The organism is Paenibacillus ottowii (genome assembly GCF_050516475.1).
GTDB lineage: Bacteria > Bacillota > Bacilli > Paenibacillales > Paenibacillaceae > Paenibacillus > Paenibacillus ottowii.
In genome coordinates, this window is sequence record NZ_CP191577.1 from 1,933,826 (window position 1) to 1,959,696 (window position 25,871).

The 25,871-nt window shown below is 42.8% G+C and carries 26 protein-coding genes and 1 pseudogene; 5 read left to right on the forward strand and 22 right to left on the reverse strand.

Annotated features, from left to right (window positions below; translation table 11 throughout):
• Window positions 1–307: 307 nt before the first annotated feature.
• The 6 genes from sufB to ACQQ6X_RS09220 all read right to left on the reverse strand — a co-directional run bounded on the left by sufB (window position 308) and on the right by ACQQ6X_RS09220 (window position 6,363).
• Complete coding sequence (sufB, locus tag ACQQ6X_RS09195; protein ID WP_064798183.1) at window positions 308–1,705, reverse strand: Fe-S cluster assembly protein SufB; 1,398 nt, start codon at window positions 1,703–1,705, stop codon at window positions 308–310.
• A 30-nt stretch (window positions 1,706–1,735) separates the two neighbouring features.
• Window positions 1,736–2,158, reverse strand: a complete 423-nt coding sequence (sufU, locus tag ACQQ6X_RS09200) for a Fe-S cluster assembly sulfur transfer protein SufU (protein WP_305165085.1) — start codon at window positions 2,156–2,158, stop codon at window positions 1,736–1,738.
• Window positions 2,148–3,371: a cysteine desulfurase gene (locus tag ACQQ6X_RS09205; RefSeq protein ID WP_305165086.1), complete on the reverse strand. Its 1,224-nt coding sequence runs from the start codon at window positions 3,369–3,371 to the stop codon at window positions 2,148–2,150. Before ACQQ6X_RS09205 ends, sufU begins: the two co-directional genes overlap by 11 nt.
• Window positions 3,368–4,672 carry a Fe-S cluster assembly protein SufD gene (gene sufD / locus ACQQ6X_RS09210; protein ID WP_305165087.1) on the reverse strand — a complete coding sequence of 435 codons (1,305 nt, stop codon included), beginning with the start codon at window positions 4,670–4,672 and terminating at the stop codon, window positions 3,368–3,370. Before sufD ends, ACQQ6X_RS09205 begins: the two co-directional genes overlap by 4 nt.
• 23 nt (window positions 4,673–4,695) lie before the next feature.
• The gene (sufC, locus tag ACQQ6X_RS09215) at window positions 4,696–5,478 is read right to left on the reverse strand and encodes a Fe-S cluster assembly ATPase SufC (RefSeq protein ID WP_063213735.1); all 783 of its coding nucleotides are present in this window, start codon (window positions 5,476–5,478) and stop codon (window positions 4,696–4,698) included.
• Between the two features lie 417 nt (window positions 5,479–5,895).
• A complete protein-coding gene (locus ACQQ6X_RS09220) occupies window positions 5,896–6,363 on the reverse strand; it encodes a Dps family protein (RefSeq protein WP_305165631.1) in 468 nt (155 codons plus the stop codon).
• A gap of 306 nt (window positions 6,364–6,669) precedes the next feature.
• Here ACQQ6X_RS09220 and mtnK point away from each other — a divergent pair, with 306 nt between their 5' ends.
• Together mtnK and mtnA are read left to right on the forward strand one after the other, a co-directional pair.
• Window positions 6,670–7,902 carry an S-methyl-5-thioribose kinase gene (gene mtnK, locus ACQQ6X_RS09225; RefSeq protein ID WP_305165088.1) on the forward strand — a complete coding sequence of 411 codons (1,233 nt, stop codon included), beginning with the start codon at window positions 6,670–6,672 and terminating at the stop codon, window positions 7,900–7,902.
• Window positions 7,899–9,008 carry an S-methyl-5-thioribose-1-phosphate isomerase gene (mtnA, locus tag ACQQ6X_RS09230; RefSeq protein ID WP_305165089.1) on the forward strand — a complete coding sequence of 370 codons (1,110 nt, stop codon included), beginning with the start codon at window positions 7,899–7,901 and terminating at the stop codon, window positions 9,006–9,008. The genes mtnK and mtnA overlap by 4 nt, the downstream gene beginning before the upstream one ends.
• A gap of 144 nt (window positions 9,009–9,152) precedes the next feature.
• Here the strand turns inward: mtnA and ACQQ6X_RS09235 are convergent, their stop codons facing one another.
• From ACQQ6X_RS09235 to ACQQ6X_RS09260, 6 genes are all read right to left on the reverse strand, one after another.
• Window positions 9,153–9,455 (reverse strand): YunC family protein, encoded by a 303-nt coding sequence (locus tag ACQQ6X_RS09235; RefSeq protein ID WP_305165090.1) that lies wholly within the window; start codon window positions 9,453–9,455, stop codon window positions 9,153–9,155.
• A 195-nt stretch (window positions 9,456–9,650) separates the two neighbouring features.
• A complete protein-coding gene (locus tag ACQQ6X_RS09240) occupies window positions 9,651–10,199 on the reverse strand; it encodes an RNA 2'-phosphotransferase (RefSeq protein WP_305165091.1) in 549 nt (182 codons plus the stop codon).
• Window positions 10,200–10,339: 140 nt separating this feature from the next.
• Window positions 10,340–10,591, reverse strand: coding sequence for a hypothetical protein (locus ACQQ6X_RS09245; protein WP_029516580.1), 252 nt, complete (start codon window positions 10,589–10,591; stop codon window positions 10,340–10,342).
• Between the two features lie 13 nt (window positions 10,592–10,604).
• Window positions 10,605–11,768, reverse strand: a complete 1,164-nt coding sequence (locus ACQQ6X_RS09250) for a WXG100 family type VII secretion target (protein WP_305165092.1) — start codon at window positions 11,766–11,768, stop codon at window positions 10,605–10,607.
• A gap of 385 nt (window positions 11,769–12,153) precedes the next feature.
• Window positions 12,154–12,792: a restriction endonuclease gene (locus tag ACQQ6X_RS09255; protein ID WP_305165093.1), complete on the reverse strand. Its 639-nt coding sequence runs from the start codon at window positions 12,790–12,792 to the stop codon at window positions 12,154–12,156.
• A gap of 156 nt (window positions 12,793–12,948) precedes the next feature.
• Window positions 12,949–13,494: a hypothetical protein gene (locus ACQQ6X_RS09260; RefSeq protein ID WP_305165094.1), complete on the reverse strand. Its 546-nt coding sequence runs from the start codon at window positions 13,492–13,494 to the stop codon at window positions 12,949–12,951.
• Window positions 13,495–13,623: 129 nt separating this feature from the next.
• On the opposite strand from ACQQ6X_RS09260, the gene ACQQ6X_RS09265 reads away from it, so the two are divergent.
• On the forward strand, window positions 13,624–13,857 hold the full coding sequence (locus ACQQ6X_RS09265) for a hypothetical protein (RefSeq protein WP_305165095.1): 234 nt from the start codon (window positions 13,624–13,626) through the stop codon (window positions 13,855–13,857).
• Between the two features lie 141 nt (window positions 13,858–13,998).
• Here ACQQ6X_RS09265 and ACQQ6X_RS09270 read toward each other — a convergent pair whose 3' ends face one another.
• From ACQQ6X_RS09270 to ACQQ6X_RS09305, 8 genes are all read right to left on the reverse strand, one after another.
• Entirely contained in the window at window positions 13,999–14,220 is a 222-nt protein-coding gene (locus tag ACQQ6X_RS09270) for a hypothetical protein (protein ID WP_305165096.1), read from the reverse strand.
• Window positions 14,221–14,231: 11 nt separating this feature from the next.
• Window positions 14,232–15,308 (reverse strand): WXG100 family type VII secretion target, encoded by a 1,077-nt coding sequence (locus ACQQ6X_RS09275; protein ID WP_305165097.1) that lies wholly within the window; start codon window positions 15,306–15,308, stop codon window positions 14,232–14,234.
• A gap of 291 nt (window positions 15,309–15,599) precedes the next feature.
• Window positions 15,600–16,973: a helix-turn-helix domain-containing protein gene (locus ACQQ6X_RS09280; protein WP_305165098.1), complete on the reverse strand. Its 1,374-nt coding sequence runs from the start codon at window positions 16,971–16,973 to the stop codon at window positions 15,600–15,602.
• A gap of 445 nt (window positions 16,974–17,418) precedes the next feature.
• Window positions 17,419–18,750, reverse strand: a complete 1,332-nt coding sequence (locus ACQQ6X_RS09285) for a helix-turn-helix domain-containing protein (protein ID WP_305165099.1) — start codon at window positions 18,748–18,750, stop codon at window positions 17,419–17,421.
• A 222-nt stretch (window positions 18,751–18,972) separates the two neighbouring features.
• Window positions 18,973–19,428 carry a GNAT family N-acetyltransferase gene (locus ACQQ6X_RS09290; protein ID WP_305165100.1) on the reverse strand — a complete coding sequence of 152 codons (456 nt, stop codon included), beginning with the start codon at window positions 19,426–19,428 and terminating at the stop codon, window positions 18,973–18,975.
• A gap of 133 nt (window positions 19,429–19,561) precedes the next feature.
• A complete protein-coding gene (locus ACQQ6X_RS09295; protein WP_305165101.1) occupies window positions 19,562–20,086 on the reverse strand; it encodes a hypothetical protein in 525 nt (174 codons plus the stop codon).
• 233 nt (window positions 20,087–20,319) lie between these two features.
• Window positions 20,320–21,495 carry an MFS transporter gene (locus tag ACQQ6X_RS09300; protein ID WP_305165102.1) on the reverse strand — a complete coding sequence of 392 codons (1,176 nt, stop codon included), beginning with the start codon at window positions 21,493–21,495 and terminating at the stop codon, window positions 20,320–20,322.
• 74 nt (window positions 21,496–21,569) lie between these two features.
• Window positions 21,570–21,881, reverse strand: coding sequence for an ArsR/SmtB family transcription factor (locus ACQQ6X_RS09305; protein ID WP_014599587.1), 312 nt, complete (start codon window positions 21,879–21,881; stop codon window positions 21,570–21,572).
• Window positions 21,882–21,974: 93 nt separating this feature from the next.
• Here ACQQ6X_RS09305 and ACQQ6X_RS09310 point away from each other — a divergent pair.
• Window positions 21,975–22,031 (forward strand): annotated as a pseudogene (locus ACQQ6X_RS09310) (hypothetical protein); the annotation flags it as partial.
• Here the strand turns inward: ACQQ6X_RS09310 and ACQQ6X_RS09315 are convergent.
• Entirely contained in the window at window positions 22,012–24,060 is a 2,049-nt protein-coding gene (locus ACQQ6X_RS09315; protein ID WP_305165103.1) for an iron ABC transporter permease, read from the reverse strand. The pseudogene ACQQ6X_RS09310 and the gene ACQQ6X_RS09315 sit on opposite strands and share 20 nt — an antisense overlap.
• Window positions 24,057–25,052, reverse strand: a complete 996-nt coding sequence (locus ACQQ6X_RS09320; protein ID WP_305165104.1) for an ABC transporter substrate-binding protein — start codon at window positions 25,050–25,052, stop codon at window positions 24,057–24,059. Before ACQQ6X_RS09320 ends, ACQQ6X_RS09315 begins: the two co-directional genes overlap by 4 nt.
• Before the next feature lie 172 nt (window positions 25,053–25,224).
• Between ACQQ6X_RS09320 and infC the strand changes: the two genes are divergently transcribed.
• A complete protein-coding gene (gene infC / locus ACQQ6X_RS09325; protein WP_305165105.1) occupies window positions 25,225–25,734 on the forward strand; it encodes a translation initiation factor IF-3 in 510 nt (169 codons plus the stop codon).
• Window positions 25,735–25,871: the final 137 nt, after the last annotated feature.

Below are 25,871 nucleotides of genomic sequence, written 5' to 3' on the forward strand. Positions count from 1 at the left end.
GATTCAATAATAATATGCTTGTATTCGATGTAGTGGCCCTATTCCACTTTCGCAAACATTTTCCCCTGAATTGCGAATTCATGACTTGTGTCACAGCTACGCATCATACTTGATTTACAAAGGCGTGGACATCTAGCTCATAAAGGAACTGATGCGACACGACGACATCAAGCAAACAGCCAACCCTACGGCCACCTTTACGTAGAAAGAAAACGTGAAGCAATGAGCGTATTCGACTAATCGGTATCATTTCGGTATCATGACCAATAAATAAAACCAAGAATAGCCGATACGCTTAGCTTTTCCGTTAACCGATACTGCCTTCCATTTCGAACTTGATCAAACGGTTCATTTCTACCGCATATTCCATCGGCAGTTCTTTGGTGAACGGTTCGATAAAGCCCATAACGATCATTTGCGTTGCCTCAGCTTCGGTCAGACCACGGCTCATCAGATAGAACAGCTGATCTTCCGATACTTTGGACACCGTTGCTTCGTGCTCAAGCGTGATATCGTCATTCATGATCTCATTATAAGGGATTGTATCCGAAGTTGATTGATTATCCAAAATTAACGTATCACACTTAATATTCGATTTTGCACCTTGAGCCTGACGGCCAAAGGAAGCTAATCCGCGGTATGTTACTTTACCACCGTGCTTACTGATCGATTTGGATACAATAGTGGATGTAGTATCTGGTGCCAAGTGGATCATTTTCGCACCAGCATCCTGGTGCTGGCCTTTGCCTGCAACAGCGATGGACAAGACCATCCCTTTCGCGCCACGGCCTTTCAATACAACGGCAGGATACTTCATTGTCAGCTTGGAACCGATGTTTCCATCGACCCATTCCATCGTTGCATTTTCTTCAGCTACCGCACGTTTGGTTACCAGGTTGTAGATGTTAGGAGCCCAGTTCTGGATCGTTGTATAACGAACGCGTGCGTTCTTCTTACAAATGATTTCCACCACAGCACTATGCAACGAGTTCGTGCTGTAAATTGGAGCTGTACAGCCTTCTACATAATGCACAAAGCTGTCTTCGTCAGCAATAATGAGCGTACGCTCAAATTGACCCATATTTTCCGAGTTGATACGGAAGTAAGCCTGCAATGGAATTTCACATTTTACACCTTTAGGCACGTAGATAAAACTACCGCCTGACCATACCGCACTGTTCAGTGCTGCAAACTTATTGTCCGCAGGAGGTACAACTGTTGCAAAGTACTCTTTCAGAATCTCAGGATGCTCACGCAAAGCCGTATCGGTATCCATGAAAATGACACCCTGCTCTTCTAGATCCTTTTGCATGCTGTGGTAGACAACCTCAGATTCATACTGCGCAGATACACCAGCCAAAAACTTTTGCTCCGCTTCAGGAATTCCCAGTTTATCAAAGGTTTCCTTAATTTCTGTAGGAACCTCTTCCCACGTTTTCCCTTGTTTCTCAGAAGGTCTTACATAGTACTGGATATCATCGAAATCCAGTTCATCCATGTCTCCGCCCCATTTTGGCATTGGCATTTTTTCAAATTGCTTCAATGCTTTCAGACGGAACTCCAACATCCAATCCGGTTCACCCTTAATTTTGGAGATTTCTTTTACAATTTCCGGAGTGAGACCCTTACCTGTTTGGAAAATGGACTTGTGCTCGTCACGAAAGCCATACTTATACTCTTCCATTTCCGGTGCTTTCTTGGCCATGTTTCTCAAACCTCCTCTGTCCTATTTAAATTATTTATCTTCGTCAATCCCTTTGCGCAGCGCATTCCAAGCCAAGGTCGCACATTTAATGCGGGCCGGAAACTTATTAACGCCTGACAAAGCTTCCAATTCTTCATAATCTTCAAACTCGACGGCTTCGCCCTTCATTAAAGAGGAGAAACGACTCGCCATATCCAAGGCCTGATCAACCGTTTTACCTTTGACCGCTTCTGTCATCATCGAAGCCGAGGACATACTAATCGAGCAGCCTTCGCCAGTAAAACGGGCATCCTCGACTATGCCGTCTTTCGTTTTGAGTTGAAGGGATATCCGGTCACCACACGTAGGATTGTTCAAATCCACCGTAACAGCATCGTCCTCAAAACGTCCGCGATTGCGCGGATTTTTATAATGATCCATAATCACGCGTCGGTACAAGTCATCAAGTTGCATCGCCAAAATACTCCTTTGTTTGGATTAAGGCGCTGACCAGAGCGTCGACATCTTCTTCTGTGTTATAGAGGTAAAAGCTGGCACGGGCAGTTGCACTGGCTTTCAACCAGCGCATCAATGGCTGGCAGCAATGATGACCCGCACGTATGGCCACCCCTTGGCTATCCAGTACGGTAGCTACATCATGCGGATGCACATCATCCAGGTTGAATGTTACGAGCCCAACATGACGTTCAGCAGGTCCATAAATCGTCAAACCCTCTACTTCCCGAAGACGTTTGAGGGCATAGTTGGATAGACGGCTCTCATGCTGTGCAATGGCGTCCAGCCCGATACTTTCCAGAAAATCAATAGCCGCACCCAGGCCGACAGCTCCAGCAATAATCGGGGTACCACCTTCGAATTTCCAAGGTAGTTCCTTCCATGTGGATTCATACAATCCCACATCGTCGATCATTTCACCGCCAAACTCAATGGGCTCCATATTTTCCAGCAGCGCCTTCTTGCCGTAGAGTGCACCAATTCCTGTAGGAGCACACATTTTGTGACCAGAGAAAGCATAAAAATCAGCATCTATGTCTTGCACGTCTACTTTCATATGTGGCGTGCTTTGCGCACCGTCGACAACGATGACTGCTCCTTTGCGATGTGCAATAGCAGCAATCTCTTTGACCGGATTTACAACACCAAGTACATTGGAGACATGTGCAATTGCTACAATTTTTGTGTTTTCTGTGACGGTTGTCTCCACGTCCGCAAGATCAACGCTACCGTCCTCTTGAAGTGGAATATATTTCAAAGTCGCACCGGTAGCTTTGGCTACCTGTTGCCACGGAATCAGGTTACTGTGATGTTCCATCTGAGTGATGACAATTTCATCACCCTCCTTACAGTTAGCTTTCCCGTACGAAGAAGCCACCAGATTCAGCGCCGTTGTTGTACCACGTGTAAAAATGATTTCCTGACTGCGCTTGGCATTCAGAAAGCGGGCTACCTTCTCCCTCGCACCTTCATAAGCATCCGTAGCTCGGCTACCCAAGGTATGCACACCACGATGCACATTCGAATTATCGAATTCGTAGTAGTGCTTGATTGCCTCGATGACCGCCAGCGGCTTTTGCGAAGTGGCCGCATTATCCAAATAAACCAGCGGATGACCGTTAATCTCCTGATGTAAAATCGGGAATTGTTCACGGATCAATGCAGTGTTCATTGGCCTAACTTCCTTTCAACAAGGCTTTGCAGCTGATGTTGAAGTCCTTCAAGCGGAATCTCAGATACGACTGGTGCCAGGAAGCCATAAATAATCAACCGTTCAGCTTCTGCCCGGCTAATTCCGCGGGACATCAAGTAATACACTTGCTCACGGTTCACCTGACCAACCGAAGCTGCGTGTCCTGCTGTTACATCGTCTTCATCAATTAGCAGGATCGGATTAGCGTCACCACGTGCTTGCGGGCTGAGCATCAGAACACGTTCCGTTTGCTGACCATCTGCTTTAGTAGCGCCTTTTTCAATTTTCGTAATTCCGTTAATGATGGAAGACGCTTCTTCACGCATAACTGCGCGCGTAATCATCTGACTAGCGGAATTTTTACCAAAATGCTGTGCTTGTGTCGTATAGTTCAGCTTTTGTGAACCGGAGCCTACAGCAATAACCTTGGCATCCGAGTTGGAACCATTGCCTTTGAGCACGGACATGGTATTGCTCGCTGTATTGCCGTTGTTCATTTCGCCTACAATCCATTCGATAGCAGCATCATTTCCCAGCGTAGCACGACGAATGGAAATATCCGTTACTTGCTCTCCAAACTGATGCACTGTGGCATAACGCACTTTAGCGCCAGCATTTGCTACCACTTCTACCGCACCGTTATGAAGAACAGGTGCTGTCAAATCCGCAGATACATAGTTGTCTACGTACGTTACTGAACTATGGTTTTCAGCGATGAGCAGTACATGCGGCGCAAATGTTGCAGTCGCATCATCCGTGAGGAACACAGCTTGAAGTGGAACGTTCAATTCTACATTTTTAGGCACATAAGCAAATACTCCACCGTTCCAGAGTGCTGCATGTAGTGCAGACAATGAATTTTCTTCTGCTTTAATAACAGTATTGAGGTGAGCTTTGACCAAATCGCCATGCTCTTTAACCGCCGTGTGCAAATCTGTGAAAATGACGCCTTGCGCCGCCAGTTCCTCGCTCAGCTTCACGTATACCGCGCCGGAGTTGCGCTGTATAATCAGACCGCCCTCCTGCTGTTCTTTGACGAGATCAGCAATAGCCGCAGGAACCTGCCCTACCGATGCAATGACCTCGCTCAGTTTATGTTGACCGTAATCGTTTAAATTCCAACGCTCGATTTTTGTTTTTTCAAATACCGGAAGCTCCAGTTGGCCTGCAAGCCCAAGTGCTTTTTGTCTGTCTTCAGCCAGCCATGCTGGCTCACCATTACGTTCGGACAGAACACGCAGTTGCTCGGAATCTACCGGAAGGATTGTTTGTGTTGTCATCAGTTTTCCTCCTCGCTTCCGGCTTACGCCTCTTGTCCTACAGTTTCATCAACGATACCCAGTTCTTCCTTGATCCAGTCGTAACCGTCTGCTTCCAGACGCTCTGCAAGCTCAGGACCACCGGATTTGACGATACGTCCTTGCATCATTACGTGTACAAAATCTGGTTTGATGTAGTTCAACAGACGTTGGTAGTGAGTAATCACAAGGAAGCCACGATCTTCAGAACGCATAGCATTTACACCGTTAGCTACAATTCTCAAAGCATCGATGTCCAGACCGGAGTCAATTTCGTCCAGAACGACAATTTTCGGATCAAGCATCATCATTTGCAGAATTTCATTCCGCTTTTTCTCACCACCGGAGAACCCTTCGTTCAGGTAACGGTGAGCAAACTCAGGATTCATTTCAAGCTCTTTCATTTTGCCTTCCATTTGACGGATAAACTTAATCAGGGAAATCTCTTGTCCTTCTTCACGGCGCGCGTTGATTGCACTACGCAAAAAGTCGGAGTTTGTTACCCCTGCAATCTCACTTGGATACTGCATCGCCAGGAACAATCCTGCACGTGCACGCTCATCCACTTCCATATCCAGCACGTCTTCTCCATCCAAAGTTACTTTGCCATCTGTGACTTCATATTTAGGATGACCCATCAAAGCAGACGCAAGTGTACTTTTACCCGTTCCGTTAGGACCCATGATGGCATGGATTTCTCCGCCCTTCATTTCGAGGTTAATACCTTTCAAAATTTCCTTGCCTTCGATGGTCGCTTTGAGACCTTCAATCTTAAAGTTTGTAGCCATATTTGCAATACCCTCCAAAAAATGTAGTGTGGTGTCGAAATCAGAAAGTATATCTAAACAGGGGAGCCCCCTGATTTCAAGCAAATGTAATATTTTAAAATTTATTTATAATCATTCTAAACTGATTCTCAATGATTCTCAAGTTATTTTATAATAAATATCTTTAAGGGTGCAACCAACAGACGCACGTTATCCACCTTTCTTCATAAAATGTTCATCCTACCAAGCGCACAAATGACAAAATATATCCTACGGATGATTATATAGTTATAGTGTAGTACAAAAAACCATGGGATACATCATCACTTTTTAGCCATAAAAACGCTACTGACAGCATGACGTCAGTAGCGTTTTACATGTAAGGGGTTATATATTCGTCAGTCTAAACCTTGTGCGATTGAGCCAAAACTTGACGAGTTAGCCCAAATAAGAGCGGAGCATCCACATATGTTTCTCCAGATCGGCTTTAAAGCCGATCAGCAAATCTGCAGTAGGCTGATCGGAACTTTCCGCCAATTCGATCCCTTCCTGAAACTCCTCACATACAGTCGCAAAGTCCTCAATCAGGGTTTGCACCATTTTTGGAGCATCTTCATTGCCAGTGGCTTCGTCAATTGAGGACAGTTCCAGGTATTCCTTCAACGTTGCGGAAGGAGAACCTTTCAAGGCGAGCAGACGCTCGGCAATCTCGTCCATTTTCAATGTTATTTCATTGTATAATTCTTCGAATTTGACATGGAGTGTATAAAAACTGGAGCCTTTCACGTACCAGTGATAATTATGAATTTTTACATATAACACATTGAGGTTAGCGACTTGACGGTTTAACAGTTCCTCCACCGATTTGGTTTGCGTATTTTTCGAGTTACTTGTTGTTTTAGCCATCATAAATCCCTTCCTTTTTATCAAATTGACTTTCAGAAGCCTTTAAGTATCCATCACCGTACTGTTGACGGTAAGACGCCAGCGGGTAGTTGAATATCACCTGCCGGACGTCTGTTTCATATTTACCCTTTCAATACAGAGACGAAACAAAAAGAAGAGTTACCTTCGCTTCTAATTCATCATAAAAAAAATGTACAAAAATTCAGTGATTTTCGTTATACTTGTTCTATCCTATCAAAATACTTGGTTTAATATTGTGATATTGATCAACCATTTACATGTGCACAATTTACGGAGGTGACCTCATTGTCCAAATATCATCCTTTAACGACTGAAGAAGCAATCGAATTTGTGAAGAACATCCCCGGATTTTTTAGTCAGGAAGCTCATCTGGAATGCCGAGAAATCGGTGATGGCAACTTAAATCTGGTTTTTCATATTACGGATTCTAACTCTAACAAAAGTATCATTGCCAAGCAGGCACTTCCCTATGTAAAAATTGTGGGTGAATCCTGGCCGTTGTCGCTGGATCGCGCCCGTATTGAACGCGAGGCACTTCAGCAAGAACACCAGCTTTGTCCCGAATTAGTTCCTGCAGTTGTGGGCTATGACAATGAGCTTGCTTTAACCGTAATGGAGGATCTTAGCTCCCACACAATCATGCGCAAGGGGCTAATAGAAGGCAACACATATCCTCTTTTTGCTAATCATATCGGGGAATTTCTGGCACGCACACTCTTTTTCACCTCAGATTTGGGCATGAATCAGCAGGATAAAAAAGAGCTGGTCAAACGCTTTATCAACCCTGAACTTTGTAAAATAACTGAGGATCTGATTTTGGATGAACCGTATCGCTTTTCCGACAATAACAACTACGGTGAGTATATTGAAGACGAAGCAGAGGCACTCCGTTCAAATCAGGCGCTTCACCTGGAAGTGGCTTTACTGCGAGAAAAGTTCATGACACGAACAGAAGCGCTTCTACACGGTGACCTTCATACTGGCAGCATTTTTGTAACGACTGAATCGACTAAAGTCATTGATCCTGAATTTGCCTACTACGGCCCCATGGGGTTTGATATCGGAGCGGTCATCGCCAATCTGCTGTTGAACTATGCAGCACAGCCTGGATGGACTTCTGGCGAAAAGGCGCTAAAAGAACGACGTGACTGGCTCCTGGAGACTGCCATGCAAGTATGGGAGCAGTTTGAAAGCAGGTTCCGTACACTGTGGGACGAGCACGTCACTGATCATTTGGCACGTACACCCGGATATCAGGACCTGTATCTCCAGAAAGTGCTGCAAGATACGATTGGTTTTGCAGGGTGCAAAGTGATCCGCCGGATCATCAGTCTGTCGCATGTGGCGGATATCGAGACCATTGCCGATCCTGACATTAAGGAAGCCGCAGAACGTCTGGCGTTATCGATTGGAAAAACCCTGGTTCTGCGCAATCGTGAGCTTCATTCGATCCGGGAACTAGGAGACATTGTTCGGGCAGCGACAGTGACCCAAACTAAAGGAGCATCAAGAGTATGAGTGAAAATAAGGAATCTCTCCCTACATCCTCCCGAAAAGCAGCTGTGTCCGGACAAGCTCTATCATCGCTGGTGTGGAAGGGTAACCACTTGTCCATGCTGGATCAGCGTCTACTGCCTGAAACGATAGTCATGCTGGATTTGTTCACAACTGAGGAAGTGTGGGATGGCATCCATGCCATGAAGGTACGGGGGGCCCCTGCTATTGGGATGGCCGCAGCCTATGGTGTTGTGCTAGGGGCTACCTCCTATCGCGGTACCGACGCTGCTGGATGGCTGGAGCATGTACATGCGGTGTGCGGGCATTTGGCCACCTCACGGCCGACGGCCGTGAATCTGTTCTGGGCTCTGGACCGCATGAAGAAGCGAGCTGGCGAACTCATCACAGAGGCTGAGGGAGGCCAGATCGAAGACTGGAATGCAGGGCTGGAGTGTGAAGCTATAGCCATTCAGGCAGAGGATGAAGAAGTCTGTCGCCAAATCGGCATCCATGCTTTACCTCTGTTCGAGGACGGGATGGGCGTGCTTACGCATTGCAATGCAGGCGGCTTGGCAACAGCGAAATACGGGACAGCACTCGCACCAATGTACCTTGCACAGGAGAGCGGCATCCATCTGAAAGTATTTGCTGACGAAACTCGCCCTGTATTGCAGGGTGCACGTCTGACCGCCTTTGAGCTTCAGCAAGCAGGTATAGATGTCACCCTGCTCTGTGACAATATGGCAGGCATGGTCATGGCCAAAGGATGGGTGCAAGCTGTCATCGTCGGTACGGATCGAGTCGCCGCTAATGGGGATGTAGCCAACAAAATCGGCACCTACAGCCTGGCTGTACTGGCGAAGGCGCATGGTATCCCTTTTTATGTTGCTTCGCCGTTATCTACCATTGATTTGCAGACTGCCACAGGTGCAGATATTCCGATTGAGGAGCGCTCTGCGGAGGAAGTGACCGAGAGCTTTGGCAAAAGAACTGCCCCGCAAGGCATTAAAGTCTACAACCCAGCTTTCGACGTTACACCTCATGAGTACGTTACCGCCATCATTACTGAAAAGGGAATCGTTCAAGCCCCTTTTAACGAGAATCTCACCGCTTTGTTTGCAGATTAATCGTTCTTACAGGTCATACACTTCGTATAAAATTCAAATGGTTATACCCGATAAAATGAAACTTCTCATAGAAAAAACCGGAGCCACAGCGCCCGGTTTTTAATTTTTTTGTTTTTTATTCAACAACAACTACTACTAAGCTTCTTACACCAGTTTCAATAGTGCCTCATAACCTGGCATCCCCGGCTTAATTCCAAGTTGCTCGGCTTCCTTCGTCACCGACTCCATCGGTGCCTCTAACAATTCCTTCAGCGTCTTGACCCCCACAGCTCGTGCGGCCAGAATTTTCCGATCCGCCAGCCGTTCATTAAGCAATCCGACATCCAGCGCACCACACATGATGTAACCACGGGAGTTAGAGATCGTCAACAGCGTTGTTTTTGGCAGTTTGACCTCAACTCCGATAAATGTATACTCACCCACTTGAATAGGTTCCATGTGTATCATGGTGATTTCATGCACCTCCTCTTTGTTCATCCGGGATATTTTATGCGGCATTTGCGGGTAAGTGTGGACACCCGTGGATACATTCAAAATATTAGAGGGAGATATATGTACAGCAAAATAAGCGATATTAAAAAGACCAGACGGATTTTTTCCATCTAGTCTCTGTCATCATCGTTAATGGTCTAGGGTTACGCTTTATTCAAATTTCTTTAAGTACTGAGGGGGTACAAGATCAGCAAGCCAAACACCATGGTTAGCTTTATAAAACCTCACTTGATTAGCTAATGCCTTTGCTGTGTCTACTTCGAGGATCACTAGTTCTCCACGTCTTTTGCCTGCTAAAATGGCAAACTCAAGGGATTCAGTCAGATGTACATACTTTCTGCCCATCGGCTTAATTCCTTCAGTGAAAATGTTATGAATTACCTTTGTGTTTGTACCGTGATAGAGAATCGTTGGTGGAGTGGCTTCCTCATAATTTAATCTGCCCGCACTGTGCCCATAATTAGCTCTTATGTACCCATTAACCATCTCATATCTTTGTTTGGGACAATGGCCTACTACTTGCTTGATATCCGACTCATTAATATTAGACCATCTATCCTCTGATCTTATTCCTCGAAGCAGGTCTTGAATGTCACAATAACCCTCATGATCCAGCTCAAGACCAAACTGTTCTGGTGTATGCCTAAGAATCTTACTCATAAATTTGCTTAGGCTCTCTTCTTGTTTTGGCGTTAACATGGTATGCTCCTTCTAAAATCGTCTCTTAATTCTAGGGTGGATAAAAATTTTCCTCTTTAATCAGATAGATTGCAATGAAAAAAGCTTACTCTCATTTTATTATCAATGGAGCAAGCTCGGTTCGTATTCCTGAAGCTACTTTATGATTCAAATGTCATCTTGTCAGGAAATATACCACCTTCTTTAACGAAGCAACGTGCCATCCGCTGTGCAGCCCTATCAAAATAAAATTTGTTTGAATGATTCGAATCTGGTAAAGGTTCAATTTCAGAGAACAGCTTAGTATCCTTGTTTAATTGAATTTTCCCCATAGTGTGTTCGTTTGGACCATATTTATAAATAACTACTGTATCATCTTCATGTTCTTTAAAAAGTAAAACAAATGCTCCCATTATAAAATCTCCTCTATTCTATTTCCCATGGACGACCCGACCTTACCGCAGCGTTATGAGCAGTCTCATAGTCTGTTTTAAATATACCCTCAAATCTAGATTCAAACAATTCATGGTTAAGCAAATCCATATCTTTTTCTGTTTGTACCCCTTTTTGTAATCTATCCCATGCTTGAGCTATTTCGTAATCAGAATGAAATCTGCCATAACCACTTGATTTTATGTGTTCTTTTATGAAAACGTGTTCTTTGATTCTTTGAATCCTACTTTCCTTCATTCCAGAATTTTCAGCTATTGCTCTTACATCACTATCTGAAGCTCTGATTTGATCATACATCTCATCTGCTTCAGCTTCTCTACGAAAATATTCATCAATTGAAAGATCGTTTCTCCCACCTGTTTGTACTTCTGTTTTAGGTTCAGATTCTATTGAATTCCGTAAGCTGGAACTTGTATTATTCTTCGGAATCTCATACTGAATAGATGGTTTCAAACCAATTTTAGGCTTAATAACTGAGCTGACTCCTCCAAACAGTCCTGCTGTACCGATCATATTAGCCCAGTGTTCCTTTGACCACGCATTGGTAGGATTAAATGCTCCCTGAATCATGCCCGTTATTCCAAATGTACCGAAATTGAGCATGTCATTCCACGAATCGTTTTGTTTAGCTGCTCGTTCCATGTACCCTTGATACATTCCTTTTGGAATACCATACGACATATAATCTAAGAAGCTCCAAACCGAATCAAACTTTTTCTCATACCGTACTGAATTAGCATCTACAAAATCCTGACCTAGTTCAGTTAAGCTATCTACCGATTTCTGGAATGCATTTCGTGTATCTGGAGAAGGAACAGCACATGAATTCGGCGGAGGCGGTAAACAACTTGCGTCAATATTACCTGCTTCCATCAGGTCCGCTAATCTGAATTTATCTGCATGGTGACGTAACTCCCTAGCAATAGAATCCATCAGGGTAACAAAGTCATTCATATTCTTCTGAGAGGTCTGGAAGGAATAGTAAAAGTGCTCTTTAGTCAGTCCTTCCCACAATTGTCCCATAGATGAAATTTGTTGTACTAAATTGCTATTCATTTGAGTTGTCGTTTGCTGTGCTAACTCAAACTGCTTGGAGACAGTCATAAGTTGCTCAGGTGTCACTTTAATAGTTGTCATAGTTTACCTCTAGTCATGAGTTCGTTATGACATAGTAACACTATTCCGATTTATGGAAAATAAACTTAATTCCTAATTGTTATATGAAGGATTAACCTTTCTACCTATGTCTAAAGGCTTAAATTCATCGTTTTTTAATCTTCATCTTCATTCTTTAATCTTTAATCTGTAACAAAGGAATAATGTGAGAAGCGTTTTTGTAACTTCTGCCTTCTGCAATTTGTTTGACTCTATATGCACATCCCTTCTTGTTTAGCCCTCCGTCTACAAATGGATCTCTTCCAAAAGTAGTTTTTCTTCGATCATAGACAGTTTTTGCATGAAAAAAGTGAAAACCGGACTGGTAAGGGGGTATCCCTATCCGTTCCGGTCCTATTTTCCTTCGTTACAACACAGTTTGTTTCTCGTATTTTTCAGTCTTACGATCCTTTTTAATCACTTTACTGTTATTCCTATAATCATCCCATGAATCCAGACTCAAGTAAGGCTCTGCTTCGATGATATCTTTTACTTTGCTGTGCTGTTGTTCTTGGAATAGCTCGATCATTCGAATTAAATCATTGCGATCCAGCAGCTTCACTCCATTATAACTGGCTAACTGTTCACACGAGCTTGTGTATTTACTTGAAGTAATCACAATAGATTTCTTAGCTCTGTAAAATCGCATACAGCTATACACTTCTTGAACCGCACCCAACCCAACAGGATTGGTGACTGCGTACCGTTTGGCCTGAAGGACATTACGGTATCCCTCACGATCTGTAAATACCAAATCTGCTCCAAAATCTCTACTATCTTGTGTCTTATACACATCACTATAACCCAAGCAATTGAACAGCTTGCACAAATAAATTTCAAAATCCTTGCCATCTTCCATACGATCTATCTCACTTATGCCGATTTTGTAAGGATCAATATCCTGCGTTACTTTATATCGCTCTTGGACTTTAGGCTTTTTAAGAAAACGTAACAGCGCCAAAGCAAGTAATACAGCAATGACACCAACAACTATAAATATGTACAACCCTGCTCCTCCTTAGCTATTCAACTCTTTTCCACACTTGCTTATAATACAACAAATAGGTACAACTTCCCATGAAATTTATAAATATAGTGAATTAGAAACAAAAAAGAGCCTAAATAAAAAAGGCAACAGGTAATCCTGCTGCCTTACACCCTATTATTCAGCTTCCGCTAATGTTTTTAAAGCTTCAGTAAATGAATTGTCGATTGACATAATTTCTCCATTAACTTGTTGGCTAAATTGAGATTCCGTAAGTTTATCTTTTCCTGCCGTGTGATTCTTAATAAATTTTATAAGACCTGCTTTCTGTTTTGCAATATCCTTTAAAATTTGGTCACTTTCTCGTTTGTAATTTTTAATACTTTTACTTAGTTCCACCTTCGCCACGCTGAGCTGTTTCTTTAATTTATCGCAATCAGCCTTGGCTTGAGCTATTACTGCTTTACTAGACTTATTTTTCACTTCATTTTTATAACGTGCAGAGGCTTGGTTTAATCTTTGAGTTAGCTCACGAACTTCTGCCCCTAGAACAGCATTAAGCTTTTTTTGTGCAGCTTTAATTTCTTTTACACGATCTTTGTAATTCTCAAAATATATTCTTTCGATTTCACTAGTTGACATAGCTTTTATAGATGTTGCTGCCAATACTTGTGATGGAATTAAAACAACAAACATGAGCATTAATAAAATAGCTTTCTTCATATGTATCCCCTTATCTGCTAGTATTACAATTATCATAAGGGAAATAAAGGTATGAGTAAATACAATTAAAAAGCATTAGAAGAAAAATTGAATTATTTCTATTTTTTCAATTAAAAAAAGGAGATCGTTATGAAGAAATATGGAATAGCAATCTTTATAGTAACTCTATTTGCGAGCATTTGGATACTTAGTAGTTACACTAAAAGTTATACCCAAAACGAAGTATTCAGCTATCTTGTAAAAGCTCGAGGATACAAACCACCTGAAATTTATTCAGTTGAAACTCAAATAGCTAAAGCTCCCTTAATTAGTACACAAGTTATATTTAAGGACGAAATTAATGCAAGCAAGGTATTTTTATAAAAAGGAGCAAGGTAAAATTATTCAGTATAACCAAGCCCCTATTAAAGGAGTAGATGATGGTACTTATAATTATAAACATCATGAAAACAAATAAAATGATCGTCTAGAAGCTAAAAATGAGCCAGCCCAAAATATACCTTCTCAAATCTCTATGTTATCCCACAATTCTAAAATAGTCTTATCGTCAATCTTTCCATTAACAAACAACTCTCTGACTGATTGAAACGACTGCGAAAAACTGTCTCTTTCCCGAGTAAGAAAATACTTTTCTTCATTATGGCTAATCCAGTAGCTATCGTTTTTATAATAGAACTGAAACTCCTCCCCCATCTTAAAACGTTCTACTAGTTCAGTATATTCCAAAACAATCCCTCCTACTTTTTGTTGACTCTTTTAAATGTTCCGTCTTCTTTCCACTCAAAAATATGCTCATGAGGCCACTCTGGATGCTGTTTTGAATTCCCGTGATTCGTATAGTCAACATCTCGCATAGCTCTTCCATTCTCATCATAATATCTTCTCGTTTTTATCTCACCTGTTTTTTTATCCAGAATATCAACAGATGAGTTAGGTTCACCTTTAGCCGGATGTGGATTTGTTGTCGTACTTGTATGATTAGATGATGGAGTAACATCTATTGACGTTCCCTTGTTGGAAGTAAGTGTTTGTTTAGCTGAGCCCGCATCTTCTCCTCTCGCCATCTGCCACAATTCCGCTGTTTTTTCTCCTACTCCATTTGCACTTTTAACCGCAGTTGTAGCTCCATGCGCCGTCAAAGCTGCCGATCCAATTAATCCGGGTACTCCGATTATACTCCCTACACCTGTAGATGAAACTGCAACTGATAATCCTTCTCCACCTAATCCAGCTACTACCTCACCAGCTCCCTGCAATGTTGTAGCTACATGACCGAGAATTTCACCTACTTTAGCTGCCATCGGATGATCATAATCCCGTTCTTTATCAGGTAACATCCCTAAGGTTAAATCTTCCTGAATAGCACTTTTTGCTCCCTGTGCAGTATCCCAGAGGATTTCTCCTTGAAGCTTGCTAGCTTCCATCTGGGCTTCAGCCTTGGTGATCTCAGCTCGTCCGATTTGTTCAAAAATTTTATGTAACCAACCTTCACCTGTGGAAGCCGTTTTAACAGAGTCTCCGAGCCACGGCACATCCAATACGACTTTTTCCCCGTCCACCTGTGTAAAGTTTTTTGAAATAAAAATAAGTTCTTGTGCTACTGTCGATAGTCGTTCAATCGTCACATTCATGGATTGTCGAGAAACTTGAAATTCTTGAAAAAATCTTTCTCGGGTAGCTCCTGACCAGCCTTGTTGGACAAAATCAATTCGTCCACTCAAAAAGTTCAGCATACGCTCCATTTCATGCTTTCCTTGTAAGAACTGATCAGCTATTTCCATTAGCTTGTCAGGTGGAACTAATATTCTCCCCATTCTACCACGCCCACTTTAATTTAGATGGAAATAATCTTATCAGAAGGGTTGATTTAGGAAAATCCATCTACTATCCTGTTATTTCCTTTTAATCCTTATGACATTTGAACTGAATAAACAGATTTATTATGTCTTAAGTATCATACTCCCTTGTTATAAGTTATTTGAATCAATGAGCAGCACTATTAGCTTTCAAATCTCGAACAACCATATCCTACAACTCAGAAATCATGTCAGGCGTAGTTTTGAATTTAAAAGCATTTTATTTGCAATTGGAATGATGCGATCAACTTACTCTTCATCTTCGTTAACCGCTTTAATCAATTCTCCATAGACTGCCTTCGTGTGAGCAGATGCATGTTCTTTAAAATGTGTGAACAGTCTCATACATCTGATTGCTTGTATCCTATTATTAGCTTCAGCAGACTTTTCCAAACAACTGAACAAAAATGCGAAACCTTCTGAAAACCTCCCCTTACGTAAAAGATAGATCGCCAATTCCCTTGAGAAATGAGTGTATCGCTCTGTTGTGAATCGTTGAGTATACAATCCTTCAACCTTTTTCTGCTGCAGAAAGGAGATGATTTCTTCTTCGAATTGATTTAAAATATCATCTACATCAAAATGGTATCGGTTAGCTGCCTCAATCATAATATCAAGTGCGGGAAGAATCTCATCTTTTCTTGAAGAAATATAAGCTACATAATCAGATAGAACGCTCTTATCGCCAGAAAGAAGCTTATTTACATACGTATTTACTATCGCCCAATCTTCGTACTTATTTTTCCAAATCATAGTTTCTTCATCAGTATCCGTAACCCAACTTAAATCAGCATATTTTGTGATATGATAAAACGCCCGTTCGTAATCTTTTCTTTCACCACAGACTTGTGCCCGAAGCAAATGAGAAAATGCCCAATAAGCAAACAGAGGGAAGCTTGGTTTCTTTGATTTCTCTTTGTTCAGCTGATTCCACTGTTGTTCCAGTTTGTATTGAATTTTCGCTTTATCTCCCATAGCTTTAGCGAATTGTTCTACTTTATCCCATTTTCGTAACGAACGGTAAGTATTCGCCAAGTCTTTTAATGCCTCTAACTGGTCTATCTCATCTAACCGTTCAACGTAAGGTTCAAATTGAACGGCTGCATCATAGTTTTTCTCTTGATCGTCTCCTATACGAATCGTAAACAATCGATACTGGCAAATCGCCAATCGTTCTGAATACTGATACCTTTCCCCTTCTGCCACACTTTCATAAAGGAATGCCGCTGCTTCAGTATAGTCTTTTTTAAAAGAATCTTCGGCTACTTCAAAAAGTGAAGGAAGATAAACAGGATTATCTAGCAACATACCTACAACTCTTCGCAAGCAATCAAGTCGTCCTAGCTCCACACATCGGTACAAAAAAGGGCTGATTCTTCGCCAGTTGAGCGGTTCTTCTTCAATACACTCAACAATATAACGTTCATAAAAATAATCTGGTGGTAAATTCATTCCCATAGTGATGCGATCTAGCTGGTGAACAGAAATAGATCGGTTGCCCGTCACGATACCACTAACTGTACCTACATTCAAATCAATCATGTGACCAAATTCGGTCATGGTTAAACTTTTCCGTATCAGATAGGTTTGAACTTCTGCTCTAATCGTAGGTGTGATCTCCATAGATATACCACCCTTTCCATTCAACATACTCGGAATACGATATATAGTTAAACGATGTAATAGTGAAATGGTTAGTAAAGATTACTTTATCAACATAATTGTCGTCTTTGGAACAAAGCCATACACTCTTCAGTTGTTTACACCAACACACATAACATTTTTGCACTTTTTACATATATTTCTCAAAAGAAGATTGATGCATATTGCTTATATACAGCAAAACAGATAATAAAAAGGCTAGACGGATCATTCCATCTAACCTGTTCCATCGTCCATTTAGTTTAATGTGCTGTACAATTTAATTGCTTTAAATATCAAGCATCTTTATCCTATTAGGAATAATTACATTTCGCCGTGCTGTGCAGGTTGATAGTTATGTTCAGCATCTTGATAACCTGCTATTGTCAACAACATAAAACTTGTTACCAATACAGTTAAAATTATTTTACGTTTCATACCTATCCACCTCATTAATCAAATTTCTGTACGTTGTCTTCACATCAGATGATGCATACTCTCGATAACACTCATACAGACGCATACATTTAATTATATATGATTTATTATTGATTAATGTAGATTTTTCCAAGCAACTTAATAAAAATTTAAAGCCATCAGAAAATCTTTTTTTGGTCAAATAGTAGATCGATAATTCCCTTGAAAAATGCATAAATCGTTCTGTTATGAAACGCTTAGTATAAAAGCTCTCGATTTTTTGTTGCTCTAGAAAAGTTAAAATCTCTTCCTCGAATTGCTTTAAAATATCATCGACATCAAAGTGGTATCTATTAGCTGAATTCACTATAATATCAAGTGCAGGAAGAATCTCATCTTTTCTTGATGATAAATAAACTAAATAATCAGATAGAACGCTTATTTCGCCAGCAAGAATCTTATTCAAATAGGTATTCCCCACAGCCCACTCTTCATATTGCCTTTTCCATTTTAAAGCAGTTTCATCTGAATCTTTCACCCAACTTAAATCGGCATATGCATAAGTGTGTTGTAGTGCTTTCTGATAATCTTTCCTCGCTTCGCAAGCTTCAGCACGTAGCAAATGGGAAAAAGCCCAAAAAGCAAACAGAGGAAAGCTTGGTTTCTTAGTATTTTCTCTCTTGGATGGCTGCCGTTGTTGCTCCATGTTATATTGAATTTTAGCCTTGTCTCCCAGAGCTTTAGCGAATAATTCTACTTTGTCCCATTTTCGTAACGAACGGTATGTATTCGCCAGATCTTTTAATGCATCTAACTGTTCTATCTCATCTAGCCGATCAACGTATATTTCAAATTGAACCGCTGCTTCATAGTTTTTCTCTTGATTATCTCCTTGCCTTGTATGGAACAAACGGTACTGACACATAGCCAGACGTTCTGAATATTGCTTTTTCTCACTTAAAGCCACATTCTCATATAGAATAGTTGCCGCTTCGTAAAGCCCTTCTCTAAAAAGTTCTTCGGCAAGCTCAAATAAAGATTCTGAATAACCTAGTTTATCCATCAATAAATTAACAACTTCATGAATACAGTCCAATTTATTGAGTCTTGCACAGTTATGTATGAAAGGACTCATTCGACGCCAATTCGGATTAGCCTCTGTTAAATACTCAGACACATAGCGTTCATAGTAATAACCAACGGGATAGCCCATCGCTTGTGTGATTCGATCTAGCTGATCGACTGAAAGTGTGCGGTTTCCATTAATAATACTGCTCATGGTGCCCGGATTCATTTCAGCTTCTCTAGCTAGATCGCTTAGGATTAAATCATGATCTTTCATATGTTTTGTTATCTCTGTGAGTATCGTGGTTGTTGTGTTGTACAAAGTAACCACCCCTTATCAGGAACTTATTAGGATATCAACTCATTAAAAAAGGACTATTGCAATCCAATGATTGTATAGCCTTTCCGCAGTTCATTGTACCATCTTTTGGCACAATATCATATACCTTTCAGAACCTTACTTAAGATGTATTGAAAAGGTTTGCACAACAATCAAATTTTATAAATCCTGAGACATACGAATCATATCTCTACACTGTATGCCATTCTCATAAATTTCTTCTGAATAATTATGTCTGACAAAGAAATCCAGATCAATACCCACAATTCTGAAACCACATTTTTGGTAAAGAGCCAACTGTCCAATGCTAGAGTTTCCTGTACCGATTTCTAACGTTTTATAGCCTTGCGTCCGGGCTGTTTCAATGGCATGGGTTACTAATTGTCTGCCTATCCCTTTACCATGCATGACTTCTGCAACTGCTATATTCACTATCTCCATTGTTTCGGGTCTTGTCGGTAAAAGTACATAGACTCCTACAATCTGATGGTCAATTTCTGCTACATAGCACTGTCCTCTTTTCAAATATTCCTCAACAAGTTGGCGCGACGGATCAGCTAGTAACAAGAGCTCTAACGGATAATTTTCATTTGAATGAAGCAGTCTAATATTCATTCTTTCCTCTCCTCTATGTATTGTTATCCCCGAATTTTCCCACTTATTAATTCGATCCAGAAATCCGGGGTAGTGGCTTACGTTGGTCTCAAATCGTCCTCGTCAAATGTAAAAGATGAGACCATTACATTCGTTATGGATTATCTTTTAGTTCGCTCAAAAGTTGGGCATTCACATCCAACGCCTTAAATCGAAGCAATATATCCTGTTTATCCAGAGCTTTACTTTTCGCCATTTCGAGATACAGCTTGGGTTGATCCCGAAATGCCCTTGCACTCCCAGTCGAGTAGGCCTTCTGGAGATATTCATGAGCTAATGCAGGCTTGCTCTGAAGAAGAAGCGTTTCCGCCATTTGAATGTAAGGCCCCACATATATAATCCGATACCCCGCACTCTCCAAGTCTAAAATTTCCTCATTTAAAAGCTCTACTGATCGCTGCATATGACTGTTATAATTAAGAATTTGAACATACAGATGCAAGGTTACACTTGTAATGCCCCATGTATGTTTAGGCTCGGGGATGAGATCCCAAGCCTTCTGTGCTTTTTCCTCAGCTATGCTGCTATCTAATGGGAGTGCAAGAGCAGCTTCCTCTCCAAGAGCCCAAATCGTTTCTTCCAATTGAGCTTCCAGATCGTGATACATTCGAATGTTCACCAGACTCCTCCCCTTAGATAATATAATTTCAACACATAGAGATATCTATTTCTTGATTGTGATTAGCGAAAACGCTTAATTAAGGATATCACTCCCCAGATGAGCAACGCCAAGATCCCGCTGATGATTACGAGGGTCATTAGGATCGAAGTCCATACGAAATGCAATCAACATCACCCCCTACATCATTTTATGGTCATCATGTAGAGTTTCTTTTCATGTCTCTCCATATTTTAACGCACGTTTGCTTCCGTTGCATTTGATTTGAACATTTTTATTTTTATCGTGATAGATAAGAATGCTAGCAGCGCAAACATCAGCCCGCTCCAGATGAGCTGGTGTATGCCCAAGTGAGAGATAAACCACCCGCCTATAGCAGATCCCATCGTAATACCCAGATTAGAGAAGGAGACAAACAGGCTGTTACCGAACTCTGGAGCTTCTGTCGCTTCAGTGGTTAACCATGCTTGGCTAATAATAAGCCCTCCAGAATGCACGGCTCCCCAAATAAGTACAACCATGATCATCGGTAGGAAAGATGTACCCAGAGCATAAGTGAATACGTAAATGGCCATATATAGCAACGGGAACGTGATGACGGTCTTGGTCAGATTTTTATGTAATAACCCTCCAAATAAAAAGTTCCCAAAAATCATAACGACTCCAAAGACCATCAGCATTATGCTGATCCATGATCCGTTCATCAGAGTTACTTTTCCAAGATATTCGGCAAAATAGCTATACACTGAAAACATAGCTGCAAAAATAAAAATAACAGACACAATATTGAACCATAATTGAGGCTTGCGTAATATACCAAGCTGTTTGCCATAAGACATCTTTTCCTGAACTGGCAGGGAAGGAAGCCATATGAGTATTCCAATAAATGCAATTATGCTCACGACAGCTCCCAACAAGAAAGCAGCTTCTAACGCTATCTTCTCAGCAAGATAAGAAGTCAAGGGCACACCAAAAGCAAAGCCTACCGTAATTCCGGCAAAAACCTTGGTGACGGCTCTACTGCTCTTTTCAGGGGGGACAAGATAAGATGCGGTCACGAGGGCAACCGAAAAAAAGACAGGGTGAAATATAGCAGGGAGAACACGAAAAATGAGCAGGGCCTCAAAATGAGTAGTATAGGCATAGACAATATTTGAAATAACAAAACTGAATACGGCGAGTAAAAGAATAACTTTACGATTCATGCCAGAAACGAGTAAGGTCAAAAACGGGCCTGAGATGGCAACCACTAAAGAAAATATACTGACGAGCCAACCAGCCTGGGCAGCTGATACATTGAATTTTTGAGTTACTTGGGGAAGAACGCCTATAATCCCCATTTCCGTTGTAATAATACCGAACACGCCTAAAGCTAAAATAAGAATAAGTAACGGGTTAACCTTTTTCATATTAAATATAAGCCTCCATTTAGTTATATATATAGATTCATAGATATGTTATGTGAAAAAAAACTCCTTTCTGTTTATAGTTCTTTTTGGATGTACTCGGCAAATTCCTGTATTGTTTTTTCATTCCGACGATAGTACGTCCACTTCCCTACTCGCTCAGACTCTAACAAACCGGATTTTTGCATCGTTAATAAATAACTTGAAATTACAGACTGTGCGAGTCCCGATTTGGCCTGAATATCTCCCACACATACACCAATTTGAAAATTAAGCCCTTGCTTTAAATAAGCCTGCTCATCAAAATAATCTTCCGGTTTTTTTAACCACTGCATAATCAGACGACGAGTTTCGTTAGACAAAGCTTTATAAATCAATGACGGTTCCATACATCACATTATATCTATTTTATTAGATTTGTAAATATAAAGCCTCATGACGGCGTAAAAGAATAAATAATAAAGGCTGCTTCCCCACGAAAAATCCGCTGGGAAACAGCCTGTTCGTGTGCATCCTCCGTTACACTGACTTACTCTTATTGGAGCGATACATCAAGTATAGAAAATACGGTGCACCGATCAGTGCAATCAGCAATCCAGAAGGAATTTCGGTCGGCGCAAGCACTGTCCGTCCAATTGTATCCGCCAGCACCAGCATGACCGCTCCCAAGATGCTCGACAGAACAATGGAACGACGTACATGGTGTCCGATTAACGTACGCACGATATGCGGGGCAATCAGCCCGATGAAGCCAATAGTGCCCACACAGGCTACTGCTCCGCCCGCCAGCAGCACACCCACTCCCATCGCCAACAGCCGGGTGCGGCGCACCGGAAGTCCCAGACCCATGGCACTGCTATCGTCAAATACCAAAAGGTCGAAACGACGAGCCAGCCACCACGCTACTGGCAACAACACGAGCAGGAAGACCAGGATAGTTACCACCTGTCCCCAGTTTCGAGCGTAGGTACTACCGGTCAGCCAGATATAGCCGGTGCTACCCCAGAGCGAACCTTGGATGATTAGTACCTGAATACCGGCTGATCCGATGGCGGATACGGCAATACCAAGCAGGATGACCACAGACGGGTTTAATTGCTTGTTCCACGACAAGAAGAAGATTACCGCTGCTGACACCGTCGCCCCGGCAATCGCCGCGATAGGCAGCATATAAATAGGCAGCCCAGGCCAGACAATAATCACTGCAAGCGCGCCGAAACCGGCCCCTGAAGAAACCCCGATGATCGAGGCATCTGCCAAGGGATTGCGAACCGCTAGTTGGATCAAAACGCCGCTGACTGCAAGCGCGATACCAGCCCCGGCGGCCACCAACGTGCGGGGTATTCTAAATTGAAGCAAAGCCGAATTCGCACTCTCCCCGCCAAACAGGCCGGTCAGCAGATCCCCCACCGGAATGCGCATGCCTCCAAACATCAGGCTGAATACCGTTAGCAGCACGGCACAGCACGCAAATAATGCAACCAGCCGGCCAAACGGTAATTTCCGAGAGCGCACACCTATGTTCATGGAAGACTGTCCGCCGATACCGGACGGCAGCTTCATCTTCCACAGAATCAGCCAAATTAACCAAGGTGCCCCGATCAAGGCCATGACCGCTCCGGTTGGCAGATCCATGCTTGATTGGTGAACCATTTTCGCCAGCACATCTGCGCCGATCAACAGCAGTGCACCCCATAGGAAGGAACCGGGCAATACCCACCGATGCATTTTCAGCCCGCTCAAACGAACCAAATGCGGAGCCACCAAACCTACAAACCCGATAGGGCCAATGACGCTGACTGTAATGGTCGACAGCAGAACCGCCAGCACAATGCCCACCGCCCGGGTCAGACTAACCTTTTGTCCAAGGGACGTGGATGTGGACTCATCCAGATCCAGCACATCAAACTGCCTTGACAGCATAACAGCAATAACCGAGAGTCCTACAACCCAAGGCCAAGCGTACGTCGTCCCGCTCCAATCGTTTTGCACCAGTGAGCCGGAACCCCAGAGAAACAGTCCCTGTGTTTCAAATGAATAAAAAATATGCAGCGCTCCGGTAAACGAGCCAAGAACCATAGATACGATCAAGCCGGCCAGCGCCAAGCGAATCGGGGTTCCAGCTCTTCCCCCGCCCATAAAGTAAGCCAGTACCGCTGCCAGCAGACCGCCAGCGGCGGCAAATAGAAACGGCGCCTGGTGCAGCAAGCCAGGAAACATCACCGCACCAAGTACGACCACAAAGTAGGCACCCGCGTTTATCCCTAGAGTGTCAGAAGCGGCCAGTGGATTTTTGGTAATAGCCTGGAGCAAAGCGCCCGCAATGGCCAGCGCACCGCCGGCCAGGATGCCAATGACCGTGCGCGGCATCCGGAGATCCCACACCATGTTATGCTCCAGCGTATCCTGACGCTGGGTCAACGCCTCGATGACTGTATGTAGCGGGATCGGAGCCTCCCCATAACACAAGCTTACAAAAAAAAGCACGATGAGGACGAGCAATCCACCCCCAAAGATGCCTCCTATACGCCAAGTCTTCGATAAACCCGTTGTGTCCGTTCGAGTCATTTCGTCAGAGCCCCAACTACCTGGTCAACCAGTACTTTCGATGAGATTGGGCCACCGAATGTCCAAGTTGTACCATCTAGCGGATAGGTGCGTTTTTCTTTAACAAAGTTCAATCCGTTCCATACTGAATTGTTCTTCATTGCAGCACCAAATACATCGTCCGTCTTTTGCGTAATGTAGATAAAATTACTGTTCTGTACAGCTGGAAGAGCTTCAATGCCTACGGTACTAAATCCATACTTCTCAGTCTGGTTCGACTTCCAGTCGTTCACCAGTCCGATTTTCGCGAGCGTTCCCGCTACAACCGAATTATCCTTGAACATTCGCAGACTGGCAGCATTTTGAGCTGTAAAGGCCTGTGTCAGCACATAGTGAAAGTCAGCTTTACCCGCTTTCTTCAATGTAGCCTTTGCCTCCACATAGTGCTGGTCAAGCTCGCTTAAGACTTTATCAGCCTGTTCCGTTTTACCGGTAGCCACGGCAACTTGCTTGAAAATTTCGACCATACGATCGTAATCATAGCCGTTCCCCTTGTAAGGATCGAACTCTATCGTTGGTGCAATCCCCTTAAGCTGTGCATAGATCGCTGCATTGTTATCGGCGTTAGAGATAATAAGGTCTGGCTTGAGTGCCGCAATCGCTTCGAGATTGGGTTCGCTCCGTGTACCGATATCTGTTACGGTATCAGCCAGCTTCGCCTCTGGTGTCACCCACAGCTTGTAATTTGCATTGTCCGCGTTCCCGACTGGCTGTACGCCAAGTGCAATCAGATCTTCGGTAAACGTCCATTCAAGTACAACGACACGTTCTGCTGGTTTGTCCAGTTTCACCTCACCATGGTCGTCCTTAACCGTTACTGGACCAGCCGCTGTAGATGCCTGTTCAGACCCTGGAGCACCTTCTGTCTTCGAGCTGTCCCCAGCCGAACCGCAGCCTGCCAATACAATTGCAAAAACTACAAATAACAATAGGCTATTTAACATCTTTTTCATTTCTCTCAATCACCCCTGTATGTATATGCATTGGAAAATGATAATCATTATCAGTAAAAGAGTATAGGGGTTAGTGATTTTTGTCAATAAGGATATATCGAAGTTCAATTGAATCGCACTCAGGTTCCGTATATGATAGCTGTATCATTGTTTTAAGGGGGGCTACATTGAAGTGGCAGTATTAATCAACGAGCAAATTAAAGCTGATGAGGTGGTGCTTACTGGACTCTCTGGGGAGAATCTAGGTGTTGTTTCCAAGTCAGAAGCCTTGGCTATGGCCCGATCCCAAGGAGCGGATCTAGTCTGCACCTCACTGATGAGTAGTCCACCACCGTGCAGTTTGGTTGCAAAGGGGCGAGGAAAAGCACTTGCGCAAAAAAAAGCTGGAGCAAGCAAAACAAACAACGGACGAGCCGCCAGCGGTAAAGAAAAGGTCAAGGAGCTTCGCTTCACGGCTCACATTGAGGAACATGATTACGACACGAAGCTGCGTCAGGCAGACAAACAGCTGCGCTCTGGTAAACCGGTGCAGTTGGTCGTTAAGGCGTCAGGCGCAAAAGAAGCCCCCGTCGCCAAAGCATTGCTGGAGCGTCTACTGGGCGACCTGAAGGAAGTCGGCGTTAAGGAAACTGGAATCCAGATGGGCGGCAAGGGCTCACAGGTGAAATTAAACCCTCGCTGAATGGTGAATTGGTAGATTGGACGAGTCTCTTAGTCTCATTAACATACTTGCCAAAATAAACCTGTTCGGGTACAATCCCCGTAAAAAAAATCCCTTGGGAGGAATTTGAATGCAGCCAAAAAATGTCCCCCGTTAAG